The organism is Butyricimonas muris, assembly GCF_046365375.1.
Lineage (GTDB): Bacteria > Bacteroidota > Bacteroidia > Bacteroidales > Marinifilaceae > Butyricimonas > Butyricimonas muris.
Window position 1 is genome coordinate 81,207 of record NZ_JBKEIT010000013.1, and the last position, 20,566, is coordinate 101,772.

At 44.5% G+C, this 20,566-nt stretch carries 12 protein-coding genes; all 12 read right to left on the bottom strand.

Translation table 11 applies throughout. From position 1 onward, the window contains the following. Positions 1 to 2: 2 nt before the first annotated feature. On the bottom strand, positions 3 to 1,595 hold the full coding sequence (locus tag ACK8P8_RS19200; RefSeq protein ID WP_369860199.1) for a RagB/SusD family nutrient uptake outer membrane protein: 1,593 nt from the start codon (positions 1,593 to 1,595) through the stop codon (positions 3 to 5). A 10-nt stretch (positions 1,596 to 1,605) separates the two neighbouring features. Continuing rightward, on the bottom strand, positions 1,606 to 5,253 hold the full coding sequence (locus tag ACK8P8_RS19205; RefSeq protein WP_369860200.1) for a SusC/RagA family TonB-linked outer membrane protein: 3,648 nt from the start codon (positions 5,251 to 5,253) through the stop codon (positions 1,606 to 1,608). An 88-nt stretch (positions 5,254 to 5,341) separates the two neighbouring features. Further along, positions 5,342 to 6,493: a FecR family protein gene (locus ACK8P8_RS19210; protein ID WP_369860201.1), complete on the bottom strand. Its 1,152-nt coding sequence runs from the start codon at positions 6,491 to 6,493 to the stop codon at positions 5,342 to 5,344. A gap of 96 nt (positions 6,494 to 6,589) precedes the next feature. Beyond that, a complete protein-coding gene (locus tag ACK8P8_RS19215) occupies positions 6,590 to 7,153 on the bottom strand; it encodes an RNA polymerase sigma-70 factor (protein WP_227217074.1) in 564 nt (187 codons plus the stop codon). A 135-nt stretch (positions 7,154 to 7,288) separates the two neighbouring features. Beyond that, the gene (locus ACK8P8_RS19220; RefSeq protein WP_369860202.1) at positions 7,289 to 8,617 is read right to left on the bottom strand and encodes a MutS-related protein; all 1,329 of its coding nucleotides are present in this window, start codon (positions 8,615 to 8,617) and stop codon (positions 7,289 to 7,291) included. After that, positions 8,614 to 9,942, bottom strand: a complete 1,329-nt coding sequence (locus ACK8P8_RS19225) for a MutS-related protein (protein WP_410026149.1) — start codon at positions 9,940 to 9,942, stop codon at positions 8,614 to 8,616. Before ACK8P8_RS19225 ends, ACK8P8_RS19220 begins: the two co-directional genes overlap by 4 nt. An 18-nt stretch (positions 9,943 to 9,960) precedes the next feature. Beyond that, positions 9,961 to 12,267, bottom strand: coding sequence for a Gldg family protein (locus ACK8P8_RS19230; RefSeq protein ID WP_410026150.1), 2,307 nt, complete (start codon positions 12,265 to 12,267; stop codon positions 9,961 to 9,963). A 27-nt stretch (positions 12,268 to 12,294) separates the two neighbouring features. Continuing rightward, on the bottom strand, positions 12,295 to 13,230 hold the full coding sequence (locus tag ACK8P8_RS19235; RefSeq protein WP_227217078.1) for an ABC transporter ATP-binding protein: 936 nt from the start codon (positions 13,228 to 13,230) through the stop codon (positions 12,295 to 12,297). Between the two features lie 124 nt (positions 13,231 to 13,354). Beyond that, positions 13,355 to 14,272, bottom strand: a complete 918-nt coding sequence (locus tag ACK8P8_RS19240; protein ID WP_410026151.1) for a hypothetical protein — start codon at positions 14,270 to 14,272, stop codon at positions 13,355 to 13,357. A gap of 21 nt (positions 14,273 to 14,293) precedes the next feature. Beyond that, positions 14,294 to 15,730 (bottom strand): RagB/SusD family nutrient uptake outer membrane protein, encoded by a 1,437-nt coding sequence (locus tag ACK8P8_RS19245; protein WP_186975876.1) that lies wholly within the window; start codon positions 15,728 to 15,730, stop codon positions 14,294 to 14,296. Positions 15,731 to 15,755: 25 nt separating this feature from the next. Then, positions 15,756 to 19,256 (bottom strand): SusC/RagA family TonB-linked outer membrane protein, encoded by a 3,501-nt coding sequence (locus tag ACK8P8_RS19250; RefSeq protein WP_255469495.1) that lies wholly within the window; start codon positions 19,254 to 19,256, stop codon positions 15,756 to 15,758. Positions 19,257 to 19,404: 148 nt separating this feature from the next. Beyond that, entirely contained in the window at positions 19,405 to 20,565 is a 1,161-nt protein-coding gene (locus ACK8P8_RS19255; protein ID WP_410026152.1) for a FecR family protein, read from the bottom strand. Position 20,566: the final 1 nt, after the last annotated feature.

Here is a 20,566-nt window from a genome sequence, read left to right on the forward strand (position 1 = left end):
AATCAATCTCTTTGAAGTTCTCTATTCGGGCGAATCTCGTTCTGGAGTTCTCCCCGGTTAAATTCAATAGCATAGTTCGGAATCGGAATCATCCAAGCCGCACGATCTCGCGTGTAAGCATTCAACTCGTAATAACCGTTTTCATACCAAGTTCGTGAATTTGCTTCATAAGCATTATTCCGGTGACGAATAGTGAAATTATCCGGCAGAGGGTGAATACTGTTCACGGCATAGCGTCGCAAATCAAACCAACGATGTCCCTCGAAGCAAAGCTCCCGACGACGTTCATCGCGGATAAAGTCAATCAATGACCCACCCGTTTCCGTTACCGACGGAGCTACCGCGAATCGTTTGGAACGCAATTTTTCCAACTCGGTTTTCGCGTCCCCATCCCGGTTCAACATCGCCAATGCCTCTGCCTTATTCAAAATCACTTCCGGCAAACGAATCAAAAAATCCGCCCCAATCTCGTCATTATCATTATAATCCGTCCACGTCTTATACTTATCGGGAATAGCCGCGTACAAAGAATTCTTGAAAAAAGCGGTTCTGCGCAAATCCCCATCGCCATAACATCTCAACAGCTCCTCGGACACTTGGTACGAAAACGCTTGCTCCGGATATGTATAATCCGGATTCGGATTATTCCAATCGGTCGAAGAATTCAAGAATGTCGAAACAACAGCATTCCCCCCCTGCGTGAAAATCGTTTCGGGCGATGTCCATGAAATCACGTTTTTCCCATCTGTCCAACTGTTCAAATCCATCACCGAATAAGCCCCCGACATTGCCTCGTCTGCGGCGGCAATACATGCCTCATATTCTTCCATATACAAATACACTCTCGACAACAGCGCGTTGGCGGCAACTTCCCCAACCCGCAATGTCGAAGAAGGTATTATACCTTCCAGACAAACAGTTGCACGTTTAAGATCCGTGACTATCTGCGAATACACCGCTTCCACCGAACTACGGCTAAAATATTTATCCTCTATATGTTCCGTGATTTTTAAAGGCACTCCGGCATCACGGGACGCGGTAGCTTTGCTATAAGGCATCCCGTAGATATTTACCAACAGGAAATAATAACCTGCCCGAAGAAAACGCGCCTCGCCTTCCACCCTGTTCAACAACTCGATATCCTCTTCTTTCGAACGAAATTCGTCCGCCATGTAAATGATGGAATTCAATACCCCTATACTCTTGTAAAACCGTTCCCAATCATTATCCCTGTACTGGTCGTTCTCCAAAGTCAAAAACGGGTCGGAACCCCAATGATAGAAAGAACCCAGTACATTACGCGGGTAATTCGAAGTGTAAGGGAATACCCCCTCCACGAATTCCTCCGCATCATCATCCATCACGTGCAACCACGGGTAATTCATGGTAAGCCCGCTACTGAAACTCATCGTTTCCTGAGTACTGGAAGTAAGGTTCGGCGTTTGCATAAAACATTCACCTCTAAGCAACTCGTCCAAATCCTGCGCCGTGGTTGCATATCGTTGATTCTGCGAATATTCTTCCAAAAAATCACCGCAAGAGCCAAGACCAAGGGCAAGCACCCCGAATATATAAATTAAAACTCTTTTTTTCATCGCTCAAATTTTAGAAAGTGATACTAAGATTACACGAGTAAGTCGGACGTACCGAAAGATTTACACTCGGCGACGAACCGGACTGGGTAGGATCCTGTCCCCGCAATTTTTTATGGGCTATCGTGAACAAGTTCGTTCCCGTCAAGTTGATATAGGCAGACTTAAGACCTAATTTCTTGCAAAACCGATCATCCACGTTGTAACGGAAAGAAAGCGACGATAAGCGCAAGTAATTTCCACTTACCACCCGGATGTCCGAATTGTCATACATCTCGTAAATATTAGATGCAATTGTATGTGTCACATTCGGTCCGCTATTCCACCATGGATTAGTATGGGCTCCCGCAACTGTATTCAACGCAGGAATATTGGTATAATTCTCGTCACCCGGCTTTCTCCAACGATTTACAAATTCACGCCGCAAATTGCTTGACGGATTGGGGTTGGTTGTCCCGTATTCGGTACACAATTTCAACAAACGAATTTTATTACCCAAACTATAAGCCAGATTAAACGATAAACCGAAATTCCGATACCCGAAATAATTCGAGATTCCCCCTTGCAGGTAAGGCTCACGCCGTCCTGATCTCTCCATTACCTCCAAAAAGACATCTTCCCGTTCCATATTGTTATATTTCTTGCTCAGCTCATCCTGCAATTCATCCTCCGCCCCGTAAAAAATAGGAGAACCGTCTACCGGACTCAATCCTTTAAAGCGATATGAATAGAATGTATTCAAAGGCTCCCCGGCAATATCCACGTCACCGGTCAACATATCAGTATACTCGATCTCATCCCGCAACACGTTATTCCGGTTATTTATCGCACTATTTACCAATTCATTCAACACCTGCCCCAACTGAGGATCTATGCGCCAAACAAACCCTCTCTTCCCGCCATCCAGCCCGGCACGATTGATCGGGGTAAAATTCAAACTCACCTCTATTCCCTTATTTACAAGCGTCCCGCTATTTACCACGTATTGCTTGGTTCCATTGATTTCGGAAATAGTCTTGGTCAAAAATGCATCCCGTGTCTTTTTATAATAGTATGAAACCGAACCGTTAATCTTGTTTTTCAAAAGCGAAAAATCCAATGTAACGTTCGTGGAGGCTGTCTTTTCCCATCTTAAATCAGGATTCGGGTAATGGGCTACCTTCGAATTAAACTCACCGTATTTCCCTGAATAGTCAATATCTTGCCTAATAATCATATTCGGGGTCTGGTTACTCAACATATTCCCCTGATAACCGAAAGAACCCCTTAATGCGATGTCATCCACCCAATCAACAGATTTCAAAATATCCTGCTTCACGTTCCAACGACCGGACAACGCCCAAATCGGCATCATTCGATCATTTGCCCGTGACCCGAACAAATTGGACGCCTCCCCTCGAATATGCAAATTCAACATATAGCGGTTGTCATAATCGTACCCGGCCATCGCGTACCACGCTACCGAATTCGTCAAATTTTCCGTGATAACCCCTAAAGCATTGGCACTTGCCATAAATTGGTTATAATATCCCGTGTAAGTCTGGGGAATAGAAGAAAACAATTTACCCCGATCTCTATGATACCCACGACGTGTAATATTGAAACCATCGTATCTTTGAGAATTCAATTCCAAACCGGCAGAACCACTCACGTTATGCTTACCCTCTTTTCCCACGTTCTTGACGTAATTTGCTTGCACCCGGGCCATCCAGCTGGTATTGCGCACCTCACTTTTCCGCAATTCACCACCGATAGGACACAAGTCATTCCGTTCCGTCTGGTCGGCACGTAACTTGTGCACGTAATAGGTATCCTCCGTGAAATAAATCTCTTGATTCGTGTTGCTTACCGCGTAAGATAATGTTCCCTCCAGTTTTAAATCATCGATAACGTTGTAACCGATATGTGCCTGCATATTAATAGCGCTTCCCTTGGTTTTATCCCCGGAATTATCCATTTCGTTCAACACGTTGAAATTAAACACCGGCATAGTGCTACCTGTCCGCTGATAAAAATAACGGGAACCATCGGGATTAAAAGCCGGAACGGCACGACTCATATTATAAGCATAATCCAAAACGCCTAATTCCGAAGGATTGTAATCACGGCTCGATACATTTCCCTGAAGTTGGAAGCGTGCAGTAAAACGCTCGTAATTAGCCGTCAAGTTCAACGTCGTTGAATAGCGTTTGTTATTCTCGCCTTTTATAGCCCCGTTCTCATCGCTCATCCCGAGAGAAGCATAATAGCGGATATTGGTAGAACCACCCGACAGGCTTAACGTATGGTTATGTGAAAACACATCTTGACACACAATATCAAACCAATCCGTGTTCAATGTCTCGTAATACGAAACCAACCGGTTATACTCCTTATAATCAATCGCACCATTGTAATAATCTTGTACCACAGCCTCGTATCCTACCCAGCTATCCACATTGTTATAATAAACACCACGCTCTACCAACTCCCGGGAAACATCTACCCGCTCCTTTGAATTCATCAGATATATAGCCCGGTCACTGTAACGCGGACGCCGTGTAAAAGAAGCCGTCCCGGAATAAGTCACGCTGGGAGGACCAGCCTTCCCTTTTTTCGTCGTGATCACAATCACCCCGTTACCTGCTTTAGCACCGTAGAGAGCCGTTGCCGAAGCATCCTTCAACACGTCGATTTGTTCTATATCGTTAGGATTCAATCCCGAAATGGCATTCCCCAACAGATTCACGAAGTCCAAGTCATTGATTTGTGCCGGATCCACGTTCACCGGATCGGTCAAAACCACCCCGTCCAGCACCCACAACGGCTCCCTATTGCCCAGAACAGTCGAAGTACCCCGTATCCTCAATTTCGGTGCGGCACCCACCTGACCGGAGTTCTGCATGAAAATCATACCCGGAATACGTCCTTCCAACATCTGGTCGATGGTGTTCACTCCCGCAACCCTTATATCATCCATCTTGATGGTTTGCACGGCACTGGTCAATTTACGCTTATCAATATTCTGATACCCGGTTCGCACGATCACTTCATCCAATTGTTCGGCTGATTCTTTCATGACAACACGAAGAGTATCCTGCCCCGTGTATTTCACTTCTTGTGTTTCCATCCCGATAAATGAAAAAAGCAACGATATATTCTCTGCTTTCGGTAAAGTCAACGAGAACGCTCCCTTTGTATCGGTAGCTGTCCCCAGCGTCAAACCTTTCACGATAACAGTTACCCCGGGAAGCGGCTGTTTTTTCTCGTCCGTCACTTTTCCCGTGATACGTACGACTTCCTTTTTCTCGTCATTCCCTTTGCCCGATACAATAATAATCACACCTTGCTCCACGCGATAAGCCAAATTCACTTTCCCGAGAATCGCATCCAATACCTTCTCCAACTCCTCGTTCTCGAACTTCGCGGAAACATCTTTCACCTTTTCTAATTCGTTGTGATTAAAAAAGAATTTATAACCCGTCTGCTGGCGTAATTCTTGAATTACATCCAACATACTTACATTCTCGACATCCAAGTTCACCCGCTTCTGCGAGTAAGTTGCCGCCGAAACTTGTAATAGTAAGAGCACCGTAAAAAAACACGTCAGTTTCATCACTAAAATCATTTTTTTTAGACATACCCACTTAGCGGGGTAGCCCTCGTTTCGATTTTTTTTCATACATTTGTCTTGTTAATGTTAAGATTGATACAAAGATTAACACATTTTCAGCCGGCAGGTGGTCGCAACACCTTCCGGTTTTTATTTATTACATTTTTACAGTTATAGTATTATCCTTTACTTCAAAAACCACGTTTGTCGTCATGGATATAATATTCAATATGACCTCGCAGTTATTGTATTTTTCCAAGTCACCCGTGAAAACTAAATCCTTGACTCGCGGGTTTTGATAAAAAACTTTCACATCATACCAACGAGCCAGTTGTTTCATGATATTTTCCAATCTCTCGCCCTCGATAATCCATTTCCCCTCAGCCCATGCCGTGTAGATTTCCGTGTCTACTTTCACGACATCCGCTTCTCGGGTTTCTTTATCGTAGGTTACTTGTTCTCCGGGAGTAATTACCAATGCATCCGGCATTCCTGTTCCTTGGAATGCTACCTTCCCCTCTACCAGCGTGGTTTGCACGAATTCTTCATCGGGATACGCATTCACGTTAAACACCGTTCCCAAAACTTCGACCTCTCCATTTTCCGTTTCCACGATAAAAGGATGCCCCGTGTCCTTTACCACTTGAAATAAAGCCTCACCTTCCAATCGTACCCTTCTCTCTTTCCCGATAAACCTCTCCGGGAAACTCAATTTCGAATCGGAATTCAGTTTCACACTTGTCCCATCTGCCAATACCAAATTGTACTCACCTCCTCTTGGAATAACAAGTGTATTATATTCCTCTTTTTCCTGTTGCATATCTCGAGAGGTCACCATTTTTTGCTTGTACTCCTCAACCACCCGTTCCAAGACGGACGAATCGGTCAATGCAATTTGTTCTCCCGAATTAAATACTAAAAACGCTTTCATCGTACCCGGTTTCAACGGTTTATTCACGGCTACCGCCTCCGGCTGTTTTACCCGACTATCCGACATCCAATACGTGAATCCCACCCCAAAAAGTATAAGCACCGCTGCTGCATACCCGATGACTTTCTTCCATAAAAATTTACGGGAAGACTTATCGGTATAAGTAACGAACTCCGCCCACGCACCTTCCGAATCTACTTTCCGGGACTCCTCTCCCGTGTAGTACACGTCAAAGTAATGCTTCGCCTTCCGGTAATATTCCCGGTTCGCTTCATCCTCCGCAAGCCATTTCTCCACTAGCTGATTCTCCTCTTCCGAAGATTCATGCAATAGCCGTCGCACAATGATATCCCAATTTATATGCATCCTGTCTGTCATAGTTTCATCACAATTACACACCTAAGACACACAGGAATAAAAAACGGAGTACAAAAAAAATGATTTTAACAAAAGATTTTTAAGCTCACGAACGCATTACCCCTGCTGGAGCCATTCTATCAACAATAGAATCGGCACCAACTTCTCACGCAACATCCGGTATGCCCGTTGTACCTGAGTCTTTACCGTCGTTTCGGCAATATCCAATTGCTCGGCTATTTCCCGATTCTTCTTTCCTTCCACCACCTTCAACAAGATAATCTCTTTGCACCGATCCGGCAATGAGTCTAAGGCTTCTTGCAGACGCCGCTGTACTTCTTCATCAATCACAACATCTTCCGTCCCGGAAAACAATTGTGCTTCAAATAACTTATCGTTATGCTCATCCCGGATTTTACGATCACGCAACACATTCAGACAGCGATTCCGCAAAGAGGTATAAAGATATGCTTTCAAAGAGGTCATCACCTGCAAGGTCTTCGCGTGATCCCAGATATAAAAAAATAAATCCTGTACCAGATCTTTCGCCTCCTCCTCGTCATACAAGTAACTCTCGGCAAATAAAACCATTTTAGCAAAATACTGCTCGTAAAGAAACCGAAACGCTTCCCGGTCACGCTTCTGCAGACGAATTAAAATATCGATTTCCTTATCTTCCATGTACATATTACTATCACAGCAAAAATAAACGATATAATCGAGAAAAACAACCACACCAGTAATTAGCTATAAAACAAATTACCTCATCGACAATTAATCATCGACGAGGTAATTATATCATCCGGAATATCCCCTTTACTTCACTTCCCGAATCAGCTCGACAATCCGCTCATTATTAATGATAATCATACCGTGCTTATCATTGGTTATTCCCGGTTCCAACTTATAGGTGTAAGTCGGTACACTCCCGTTCATCACCGTGGGCAAGTAAGCAAAGGTTGCATTATCGCAATTTTTACCCAACTCATGACCGACCTCGATGATATGCGTCGAGATCATAAAGGAACAAGCGTGGCGCTTTGCCAAAGCCGAGGTCACGGCATACGTGGCATCATAAGCATCCTTGACATTCGTACCCTTGAAAAGTTCATCGAAGATCACCACGAGTCGTTTGGAAAGGCTCACCTCGATAGCTACTTTCTTCACCCGAAGCACTTCCGCGTAAAAATGACTGTATCCCATGTTTATATTATCCGGCACATTGATAGAGGTATACATCCCGTCCTGCACGGCAAAACGCATTTCACGGGCAGCCACGGGGAATCCCATGTGTGCCATATACACCGCGATACCGAAAGATTTCATCAGCGTGGACTTCCCCGCCATATTCGCTCCTGTCAGGAAAAAGATATTCTTCTGGCGGGTTATGGAAAGATCGTTGGAAACAGCCTTACGGATGCAGGGATGATGCAAACCTTTTATCTCGATAGATACCTCTCCCTCTTTCATGGCTTCCGCGAAACAGAAGTCATATTCACGAGCCACTCGTCCGACCACTATGTAAAGGTCTATCTCGCAGAAAAGGCCGAGTAACTCCTGCAACGGCTTGAGCCATACGCTCCGCAACAAACGGTCGACAGAAAACATCTGACCGAAACTCAAAGGTCGTGTCGTATCTTCCAACAACCGGGCAAAAGCCTTATTATCCAACAAATCCAATCCCCACTTCACTCGTTCTTCCAATGGATTGTCCGCTATATCTTCATTCACCCGCTCGAGAAACGCTTTGCTTTCACGCAAGAAATGAATAGTCGCTTCCATGCCGGCACGCCAGATGCCAAAATGCTCGTCTTTACTAATCAACTCCAAAGACTTCATTTTGCACAGCAACAACAAATTGACAAACCAAGATGTACGATCGGCATTCCCTATGTACTGGTCGATCTCTTCCAGTTCCTCGGAATCACCGGGAAATTCAAGGGCATGCGTTTTAAAATAACGGAAAATCGCTGTTCTCCGGTTTATCTCATCAGCATCCGTCAAGGGGTGGGCAAACATCTGATCCATCAATCGTTCCGCCCCTCTGGTTACCAATCCGCCAAACAAGCTATAAACCGAATTACTGCTATACTTACCCAATATGTTCAAATCGTCCAAAGTCTGTTTATCCGTTTCAAAACTCATGATTTTCCTCCTTCCCCGTTTATAATATCAATGATTCTCTCGTTATTGATGATAATCATTCCGTGTCGGTCATTCGTGATCCCCTCTGCCAGCCGATAAGTATAAACCGGTTTGCTCCCCTCCATTTTAGTCGGAAGATAAACAAAACGAATATTCTTACACCGTTCTTTCAAAACTAAACCGACTTCTATGATATGTGTAGAAATCAAAAACAAGCAATTGGGAACACCCGCGAAGGCTTCCGTCACGGCAAGCGTGGCATCATAAGCATCCTTGACATTCGTACCCCGGAAAAGTTCGTCGAACACGATCACGAGATTCTTGGTCTGTTGCAATTGCATCACGACTTTCTTCAAACGTAATACCTCCGCGTAAAAATGGCTATATCCCATGCTTAGGTTATCGGGCAGATTAATAGTCGTGAACATCCCGTTGCGCACGGAGAACTCCATCGCTTCCGCCGGAACGGGGAACCCCACGTGCGCAAGGAATATCGCGATGGAAAAAGTTTTCATAAACGTGGATTTCCCCGCCATATTGGCTCCCGTGAGAAAAATGATATTGCTATTCTCGTCCACATCGATCGTGTTGCCTATCGGTTTCGCCAAAAACGGATGGAAAGCACCTTTTATCTTCAACACGTTGCGCTCGGCAGGAAGCACGGAAGCAAAAGCAAACCCTCGTTCCTTAGCGACCCGTGCCACGGCGATATATACATCCATCAAATAAACGTAATGAAGTATCTTTCGGAAATTCTCCCGTTCCTCGAACCGAAGAATCCGGTCATAGACGACGGCTTCCTCGTAATTTATCTTTTTCTTACCCGCATACCATGCCCACTTTTCATTGTCCAACAAATTCTTCAAGTTCACATTTACCTCGGTCACGTCTTTACTGTCCGTGCTTCCGGTTTTATTCAGAAAATCATTCAAGGTATTCAACAATTCAAGACATCCCAGAATACCGTTTTGTATCCATGTATATCCCGTTTCGGCTCCCATCAGATTTTTCACTTTCCATTCCAGCGTATTATTCTGACTCATCAATTGACTACGGGTATCCGTGTTATCCAGATAAAACTCGATGGCATCGAAAATAGCCGCTCTAAACGGAAATTCCATCCCGCACTCTTGATAGTAACGTATCGCCGCACTCCGGTTAGCAATCAAATCGTATTCGGAAAGGGGGTACTGGAACATCTCTTCCAGTACTTTTGCCCCTCCTCGCGTATGCGTCCTGTTGAAGATTTCGTACACCGATTTGTTAGCCCCGGCGCTCAATATCACCAAGTCGTTCAAAGTTTGTTTATCTATCCGAAATCCCATTATTTCAATTTCTTTTTATTAATTTCTCTTTCTACGAATCCACAATATCGTACCCCACAACAACAGAATCACGGGAACAACACCCATGAAGGCAATCTTCACGTACGGCATATCCGGACGTTTCAGATGAATCCCGACATCCGACCCATTCGGACGGCGTACATCCAAAGGCGCCTCCCCGTAAGAGAACCAATGGAACGTCCCGGTTACCAACGGATAATTCGCCACGGCTACCCCTCGTTCTCCAGCTACCCCGTCATTACTGATACAACTGGCATTTCCCAAGATCATGATTCGTTGTTCGCGATCACCTATTTTACGGGATAGAGCCAAAGCCGTCGGGTACATTCGTTCGATCTCTCCCGCCGCGGGATTCAATACCACGGAATCATTCACGAAATCCCGTGTTTCCATCTCATTCCAACATCCGGTAGAATCGGTTCGCAATAACTCCCGCACGGTAAAGCCCTTATCCGTCGTGTAATCCAGTCCCACGGCATCCTTCATGTTCACTTTAAACCTACGTACCAGCCACATGAACTCGTAATGATACGAAAGCTCTTTCACCGTTTCGGGCACGGCATTCACCATCATGGAATTCGGAAGAATATCCACCTTTTTCTGTACCAATGTTCCCGGTAACAAACGTACACCTAACGGTTCCACGATCGGGTTCATCACGCTCTGTTTCCCGGCTCCCCCCGCAATCAACAAATTGCCGCCACGCTCGATATACTTGTTCAATTTCGTCATCTCTCCCGGAGTCAAAAGTTCTGACATATCGGCAATAACCAAAATATTTATATAACCGGGAATATCAGCATCACCCGAAATAGAAACCTCTTCCGTATCGAATCCTTGATTCAGCAATGAATGGCGGAATGTTTTCTCCCCGGCAAACAACAAATAATCCCGTTTCCGCTCTCCGGTGATGGAAGGTTCCCCGTGTCCGGTAAGGAATCCCACTTTGGGCATATCCATTACAAAACGTTTGAACATTACTCCGATTTCCGCCTCACTCGGGTGTTTTTCCATATCGTTAAACAGCCGCAGGAAAGCCTTTTGTCCGTTTTTCCGTTCTACCAACCGCACAAAAGCATTCCCTTCCGGTTCCAAATCGATTATCTTTTTAATCTGTTTCGGTGTCAGCATTTTTTTGATATCCCAGTCCCTTTTTTCAGACTCCTCTTTTGCGATTTCGTCAATTGTTTTTCCCGGATAGCGACTCATCAGCCAAGGATTAGTAGTCACCGTATCATAATAATAAACATATTTCATCTTAATATCCGGCTTGAAGCGAAGATATTGCTTGAAACGCCTTTTATCATCGTTCACCATCTCGGGCCACCCGTAATAAGCATCTCGATCCAAATAATTCACATAAGTCGTTATCGTCATTCCATCCTCCAGCGAGTTCATGATTTCCTGACTTACAGGCGTCAGTGTCATCCGTTTCGTTTCCGTCGAATCATAGAAACACATCATCATCGGGCGGGAAGTGATATAACCGATCAGACAAGTTCCCGCAATCACTCCCAGATACTTTCCCCACATGACACCCTTCGGGGCGTACTGACGGGTTGAATTCAATCTCAAAATAGCTAGTGACAAGAACATTGCCGACACCACGATAAAATAGATTATATCCTCGCTGCAAATCAATCCGGCAATCATCTCTCCCGAACGTCCTGAAATACAAAGCCAATAGGTAATATCACGCACAAAATCATAACTCTGTCCTACTTGGTTCACGTAGTTTAACGCGGCCAGAATCACCAAGGTCCCGATACCGGCAACTACCTGATAGGAAGTCAGCGAAGATACGAACAGACCGATAGACGCGTAAGCACACAGTAACAAGTAAAGTCCCAGCAAACCGACCAAAGCTTCCTTGAATCCGAAATTATCAATAACACAACCGGCAAACAACACCATGATAAACAACACTCCCATCAACACCAACCCGTAAAGCATCATGGAAAGGAATTTTCCCAGAATGATATGGGTAGAAGTCACCGGCGACGCGTAAAGCAACTTAATGGAACCACTGCTATATTCCCGGCTCATCAACGACATCGTCAACAAAGGCATATACAGGTAAAGATATTGTTGCACGATCGTGTACAAGCCGCGCATACCACCTAATAACGAAGCCGTTTGCATCCCCCACGCGTAACCTAAGGTATTCGCCTGCGCCTTTTCTTCCATCAACCCGACAAACGTCATCCCTACTTGAAACGCAAACACGACCAAAATAAACCATGCTACCGGAGAATAAAACAAGGTAGCCAACTCCGCTTTTGCAATTTTATATATTCTTCTCATAATATTCTTCTCGTATAAATTCACATACTACTTTCTCCCCTTGGAAGCACTTTTTGATAATTGGGCAAATATCGCGTCCAGCGAACTCTTCTCGATCACCAGCTCGATCAATCCCCATCCTCTCGTGACACAAGTTTCAGCCACACGCTTAGCCGTATCCTGATCACCGTCATACCGCAAACGGAATCGTCTTTCCGACAAGGTTTCCACCTTGGAGATTCCCGGCATAAGCAGATCGCACTCCATCGGCGGCGTATCCAATTCCACTAGCAGGGTATTCGGTTGGATATAATTATCAAATTCCTCGATACTGCCCGAAAATATCATCTGTCCGTTCTCGATCATCTTAATATCCCGGCAAGTAGCCTGTACTTCGGAAAGAATATGGGTAGACAACAACACCGAACGCTCTTCCGCTATTTCCTTTATCAAATGGCGTACTTCAGTGATTTGGTTCGGATCCAATCCATTCGTCGGTTCATCCAACACGACGAATTTCGGCTTATGCACGATAGCCTGCGCGATACCCACACGTTGCTGGTATCCCCCGGAAAGATTCCGCAACACCCGTTTGCTGAAATGTGTAATCCCGCAACGAGCCTTCGCCTCATCCACCGCCGCCTTAATCTGCTTCTTATCCACCATGTGAAGATCCGCACAATACGTCAGATACTCGTCTACCGTGAAATCTAAATGCAAGGGAGCCTTTTGAGGCAAGAATCCGATATTCTTCTTCGCCTCCACCGGATTCTCCCGCAGGTTAATCCCGTCAATAAACACATTTCCTTCTGTCTGCTTTAACACCCCGCATATAATATTCATCGTCGTTGATTTTCCCGCCCCGTTGGAGCCGAGAAGTCCCATGATACCCCGTTGATTAATCTCGAAATTAATATCCCGGATAGCCCATTGGACACTGTAACGATGAGATAAATGCTCTACTTTTACAATTGAATTTTCCATTTAGTGATTTATTTAAATTATTCCATACAACGAACACCAAATTCAAAAGACATAGTCGTCCCATGCTATCGCCTTTCGGCGATAGCACAAGTGACTTTCAGTATAATTTATAAACTAATAAAAACTACTCGACATAACCGGAGTTGGCATTCCCGATCGCTTGTAAATCAATGCCGTACTTTTCGAGGAAATACGCTTGCAAAATGTCATGTTTCTTCTTTACCAACGGAAAAGTCAGATAAGTTGCCCATGAATTCTCCTCTGTCACGGCATGACTAATCATATTTTTCACGTACTGCTTGAAATCAGTGTCTTTTGATAACATCTTCGTGTAATAATCCACGAAATAACACCATTCACTCGCGTATCCGTATTGCTCCTCACTGTCTATATTAGGAATAAAACCTCGCTCCCGGGCATTCGTCGGATCTCGTTCAGTAGCTTTCGTGTAATCGCTAACTTGATAAAATTCATTGGGAGCTTCAATAGCATTAATATTTAATAAATGATCCAAGAAAGCCTGTTGTATCCAATTCTTTGTCGACTTTTTGTCAGCAAGCGACATAGAACCCACATCTTCATTTAATCCCGCAATAGCCAACGTATTCGTCGTCAGATATAACTTAAGGTAAGTTGCAGGCCTCTCGTAAGTATAGGTCTGTTTCACGGAATCAGCAAGAAGTATCCGGTAAGGAAGATTCTTTTCTAAAAAATCATCCGGATAATAATTCAACCAAACTTCTTCCAGCAAATCCAACATCCCTCCCAAATACTGCGGATCCCCCAATATCGTCCCGAATATATTATTACCGGTAGAGACCGCAACCTGCGTCCAGTTAAAATCCTTTTGCGAATATTCGTACAAGAAATAAGAACCATACTTCTCGAACAAAGCCACCACCCGATCGTCTGCCGGAGATTTCCCCTGCGGCAATTTATAACTCTCGCCAAACGGGATATCCGGTCCCAAGTCATTATCATTGTCCGTGCAGGCAGTCCACGAACTCAAAGCTACAATCACAAATATAAATATCTTTCGCATAACGTCTTATTTTTAAAATCATTACATACTAACACCCACTCTCAGCGGTTCCTTGTCGGAAGCATTCTGTACCAATTCCTTATTTTTATCCATCACGCTACTCGGTAATGGCAACGTGTACATCGGATCTTTCTCCTTCAACGTGTACACCATAGCCGGACTGGTTGTACTCTCTTGATAAATATGCGTAATCTCCGGCATCCCGTAACGACGCAAATCAAACCAGCGGTGTCCCTCGTAACAAAGTTCCAAACGGCGTTCTTTCCGGATGGTATCCAACAAAGCCGTCGGATCGGCAATCGATACATCCCTGTAATCCATAATACGATGCTTACGAAGCGTATTCAAATCAGCCAACGCATCGGATTGCTTTCCGGTCAACCGCGAATAAGCTTCTGCACGGTTTAAATAAGCTTCCGCCAGACGCAAACACTGTCCCGGCTCTCCGGCTGCAGCATTTTTATTTATTAGCCAACCCGTAAAATCTCCACCCCCAGAATATTGAGCAATAATATAAATCCCTATCCTTCTGTCTTTACTATTAAACAACTTCAATAAATCTGAACTAACCACGTAAGCCATGCTATAATTATCTATTCTTGCACCGAAAATACAAACCGTCTCATTCACATCATAACTGTTCATGCAATAGTTCACGTTTTCATCCACTAAAGTAAGATCCGTTAATCCCCGTCCTAATTCTATCGCATCATTTGCCGCGTTAACCGCATTCTGCCATTCCTCCATGTAAAGATATACCCGGGACAACAAAATCTTCACGGCAGGGAGATTCATCCGGTAATTCCCAATCACCACGTTATATTTTTCAAACAACTTGGCAGAAGCATCCAAGTCTTTCAATATCTGTTCGTACACCTCTTTCACCGTGTTGCGGACTCCCCCGACTTCCTCCTGCACCGTAGAAGTTAATTTCAAAGGAACTCCCAACGCTTCTTTATTATAATTATACGGTTCCCCGTACAGGTTTACCAACCAGAAATAATAATAAGCCCTTAACGCCAAAGCCTCCGCTTTCACTTGCTCACGTTCTGACTGCGTACCGATAGCATCGTCAATATAATCCAGCACGGCATTACATCCCTTGATCCGCTCGTACCACATATAGTATTCCGTTGAGGCCAAAGGCGTCCCCTCATCTCTCCGGTACAAATCCGGTTGCCATGTAAAGGCAGGAAACCACTCCTCGGCACCAGTACTTCCAAGCACATTTTCTCCATCCCTGTCAAGCATCTTGTCATCATCCAATTGGGCAAGTATCGAGCCCGGATAATATGCCGTGGAAGGATAACCGGATCCCATGAGCAATTCACTAAAATCCGTCACTGTTTTCGGGATAACTTCATCTTGGGATTCTTCTTCCAAAAAATCGGAACATCCCCCGCTCAAAAATAATCCCACTGTAACAACAGCCAATCTTAATATATCTCTTTTCTTCATATCTTCTTTTTTTTCAATTTCAACATCAGAATGCAGCACTCAACGAGAGTGACATCGTACGCCGGGTAGGCCATCCTCCCGTTTCCGGATCAATGCCTTTCCATTTTTTATCGAACACGATCATAAACGGATTTGCCATACTTGCGCTCAGGTTCAAGTTCCTCACGTGAAGCACCCGTAACACTTGCTCACCAAACTGATAAGACAACGACAATTGAGTACACCGGATCAAGTCCGTATCGGCTACCCGAATATTCGCCATATTATACATTTGATAAGGAGACTTATATGTTCCTCCGCTTGTCGGCAAACGCAGTTCCGTGGTACTGCCTCGCCCGGGTAAAGAAGGATATATTGTTTCATCCCCGGGATTTCTCCAACGGTTCAACAATTTTCGGGAAGCATTTTGTTCCGGAGAAGGAAGTCCCTTCTGGCTGGAAGTATTATAGAAGTCCGGAATACGCCCCTGTCCCCCGAACTGCATGGAGAAATTAGCTTGGAAACGGAAATTCTTATACCTGAACGAAGTGGAAAGACCACCACTGAAGTCCGGTTCATCCTTACCGCTCAACACCAAAAATTTCGTGAAATCTTCCGTGTCATCTATATCCAGATTTTTAAACAACGGTGTTCCGTTCTCCGGGTCAAGCCCGTCAAATTCAAATGAATAAAATGCCGAGTAAGCCTCACCGTTGACAATACAAGTTCCGTTCAGAAAATCGTCCACGGTATTCACCCGCTCGTTATTCGTCTGTTTATTTTTCGTAACACCCGTATTCACGGAAAATTGCCACAAGAAATCCTTTGTCCGGACAGGCACGACATTGACTGTTAATTCGTACCCCTTATTTTCCATTTTAGAACCGAAAATCACGGAATTCAACATACCATTCTCCGCCGGTACATCCCGGGAAGAAAGCACGTCGCTATTCTTACCGAAAACATTTGCCAACACGTTCAACCGTCCATTCAAGAAAGCTAAATCCACGCTGAAATTCCAACTCTTCGTCTTCTCCCAACCCAGATTATCGTAAGGCAAGCCTTTAATATTCAACGTATATTGTTTATATTGTTCATGGAAACCACCATCTGACGCTATCAGATAAGGAGAAACATTTTCCACGGCATTCCCTTGATAACCATATGAAGCCGATATATCCAACCCATCAATCCAATTCCATCCCCGGGTGAAAGGCTCATTAGCAACTCTCCATTTAGCCCCGACTGACCAAGTAGGTCTGAATTTCTTATCCGGATCCTGTCCGAATCGGTTAGAAGCATCCAAACGAGCGTTAAAATTCACCACATAACGATTATCATACGAGTATATACCCGTGAAATATTCACTCAAAGAATTTGATTTACGATTTACCACTTTCCGGTTCGTTCGCATCTCTTCATAAAGCTCATTATTTTTAGCCGACGCCCCAACAGGAGTATACATCAGCGGAACACTTGCAAACGACTCTCCCCGGTATTTCAAGTAACCGTAATTCTTGTTTCTCGTTCCTGTCGTTTTTGCCGATGCGATCTCGATTCCAGCTTGCAGAGTCATACGATGAACATCCTTAAACGTCTTGTCATACACCAAACTATTCCGGAAAGTATAATCCCTTACAGATGATTCCTCCGTGTACAACAATCCCCCCCAAGGCAAACGAGAACCTTTCTCTTCCGCCTGATTCGCCAACACGGAACCAAACTCATATCCCCTCATACTCGTGATATAGAATGATTGTTCCGTAGCCCACGATTTAATATTGGAAGAAGACAGCCCATAGGAGAACACGCCTTGATACTGTAATCCCGGAAGAATCGTCCAATTCAAATCCAAAGAAGTAGAAAGCTTTTTCGTCGTGTTTTCATTCCCCGTATTATTCCGTTCATTAAGAATATTATAATTATACCGATTTTTCAAAGGTATAGAATTACTCGAGGCACCTACCTTTTCATGATAAAACAACGTTCCGTCCTCATTATAAGCAGGAATCACCCGAGATGTATTATAAGCATAATCAAACGGACTAACATTATAAGCAAATCCCTCCGTGTTCCGCAAACTCCCGTTAACCAAAAAACTGGCTTGTAAAGTAGGCAGGAACTTCATCGTTGTATTTGAACTCACGGAAAAATTCGACATTTCATTCCCGATAGCCTCTCCGAGCGTTTCGGAGATATTGATTGAAGTCCGGTTTGAAATTTTCTCCGACCCTCCGGTCACGCTAAGCGAATGCTGGTGACTGACAGAATTACGGAATAAAATACTAAACCAATCCGTATTCATCCGCTCCATTTTCCGGAACTCCTCTTTCATTTCACTCTCCGTGATTTCCTTATTGTTCAATTTCTCTACAAGTCCCTCGTACCCGATAGGCAATATCGAATTAGGGAACGATACCCGTTCCTCGTAGATTTCTTGGGATAATTGCATTCTTTCTTGTGAAGTCATCCGGTCGTACATCCCGTATTTAGGACGTTGACCTACAGTCACACTCCCACTGTAAGACACGGAAAGTCTTCCCGTTTCTGCTTTTTTCGTGGTTATCACGATCACGCCGTTTGCTGCTTGCGAGCCGTAAATTGCCGTGGCGGAAGCGTCTTTTAACACTGTCAAAGTCTCAATATCATTCGGATTCAACCAAGAGATAGCATTCGATACAATCAAACGTAAATCCTCGATATCCCCGGACAACTCATCCTGCATTGGAATCGGCTCACGCTGAATCACGCCGTCGACCACCCAGACAGGTTCCTTATTTCCTAACAACGTGGAAGTTCCTCTTACCCTAATTTTCGGAGAAGCACCGACCTGCCCGGTACTCATCCGAACTGTCATACCGGGAACCACACCTTGCAACATTTGATCAATAGAAGTCATACCCGCAATTTTGATATCGTCCACTTTTACCGTGGTCACGGCTCCCACGTAACTACCTCTATTTACTGTCATATATCCCGTCACGACAACATCATCCAATGTCGCCACATCCTCCTTCATCACCACGTTGATCGTATCCTTCCCGGCATAGACAATCTCTTGCGCTTCCATACCGATAAAAGAAAACACGAGAGAAAACTTCTCCGGGGCATTCGGTATCGAAAGTTGATAATCTCCCGTGCTATTCGTTGCCGTTCCTATCGGGAATCCCTTCAATTGAACGGTAACACCGGGTAGAGGTTGCTTCTTCGCGTCCGTCACTTTTCCGACAATACGAATAACCTTTGCCTGTTGCACGGCAAGTTCCCGAACAATATACACTCCTCCCTCTTCGAAAAACTCGAAACGAGTATCTTTCAGCACTTGTCGCAACGCTTCGACTACATCCATTTCCGTGATTTTCATCTCACGGCACTGCACTTGTTTCGTCTTACCCGCATCATACAGAATACGGATTCCCGACTGATTCTTTATTTGCTTCAGCACCTCGTTCAAATTCATATCGGACTTTACCGAGATATTCACCTTTTGGGTAAATGCACTGGCTGAAATAAAGAAAAACATCACAAAAAATAACGTCAGTTTCATCACTTGAAAAATTTTTTTGACACAATGTGGTCGTACCCACACTTCGGGTGGATTTTTTTTCATAACTTTGTTTGATTTTATAAGTTTAACACTTAGAACAAAAAGGGATTCGATACATGGTTTGGTCGCTCTGTTTCGAGCCCTTTTTTTATTTTGCTTTTCTCACTATCACAACATTATCTTCTATTTCAAATTTCACGTTTGTTCCTAACTCGAATAAATTCAATAACGGTCTTACATCCGAATATTTATCCAGCGTTCCGGATAACTCCACGTTTTTCAAATCCTCCGAATCAAACTGCACTTTCAAATCGTACCAACGCGCTAAAACGACCATAATCTCCGATAAACGCTGTTCCTCGAAACAGAAAAGATGATCTTTCCATGCCGTGTACAATCTTGTATTCACCTTACAGACCCGAGGTAATTCATTCCCTATCTTGTAAGTTAATTGTTCCCCGGGACGCAACACGATTTCCGGTTGCGACTCATGCACGTAACTGATTGCCCCTCGTTCCAAAGTCGCGATCATCGTGGTCGAGTCGTAGACAGCCACGTCGAATCCCGTACCCAATACTTTCACGTCACCGGCAGCCGTGTTCACGATAAAAGGTTTATCCGGATTACTTTTCACGTCAAAATAAGCCTCCCCCTTCAAATAAACCTGCCGGGAATCCCCCTTGAACTGAAGCGGGAAATGTAACTCCGTCTCGGAATTTAACCACACGTTCGTACCGTCCGACAAAACCAGATGATACTCTCCTCCACGGGGAATAATCAATTTATTATAACTCTTTTCCGTCATGACAACTTCACTTGCCTCCTCTCCGCGTATCACTCCCGCGGAATCAATATGGATAACTCCTTCCGTGGTTTCTATCCTCGAGGAACGAGCCTCTTTCAGGTCAAGCGTCCGCCCGTCATTCAACACGAGCACCGCTTTCCGTTCCCCGGGAGTAATCACCTTTTTCACTGAAGGCACATTCCCCCGTTGCTCCGGTTCCACTTGGAACATCCAAACCACCCCTAAAAGAACAGCTACCGAAGCCGCTACCGAACTTACCCGAATCATCACCCGGCGACGATTACGCCTTCTCAATTTCCCGAAAGCCGCGTCAGCATCAAAACGTCGCTGTTCCTCATACTTTTGTTTTAGATAATCCGGTCGGGAAAGCCTCCCGGCGATCCGTTCCTCCATCGAATCACCGACAAATTCTCTGTCAGAACTTTCCTCTTCTAAAAAAAGTCCTTTTAGATAATCCGTAACCCGCTTGGATCTATTCGCTATATTTTTCCAATCTCGTATCATT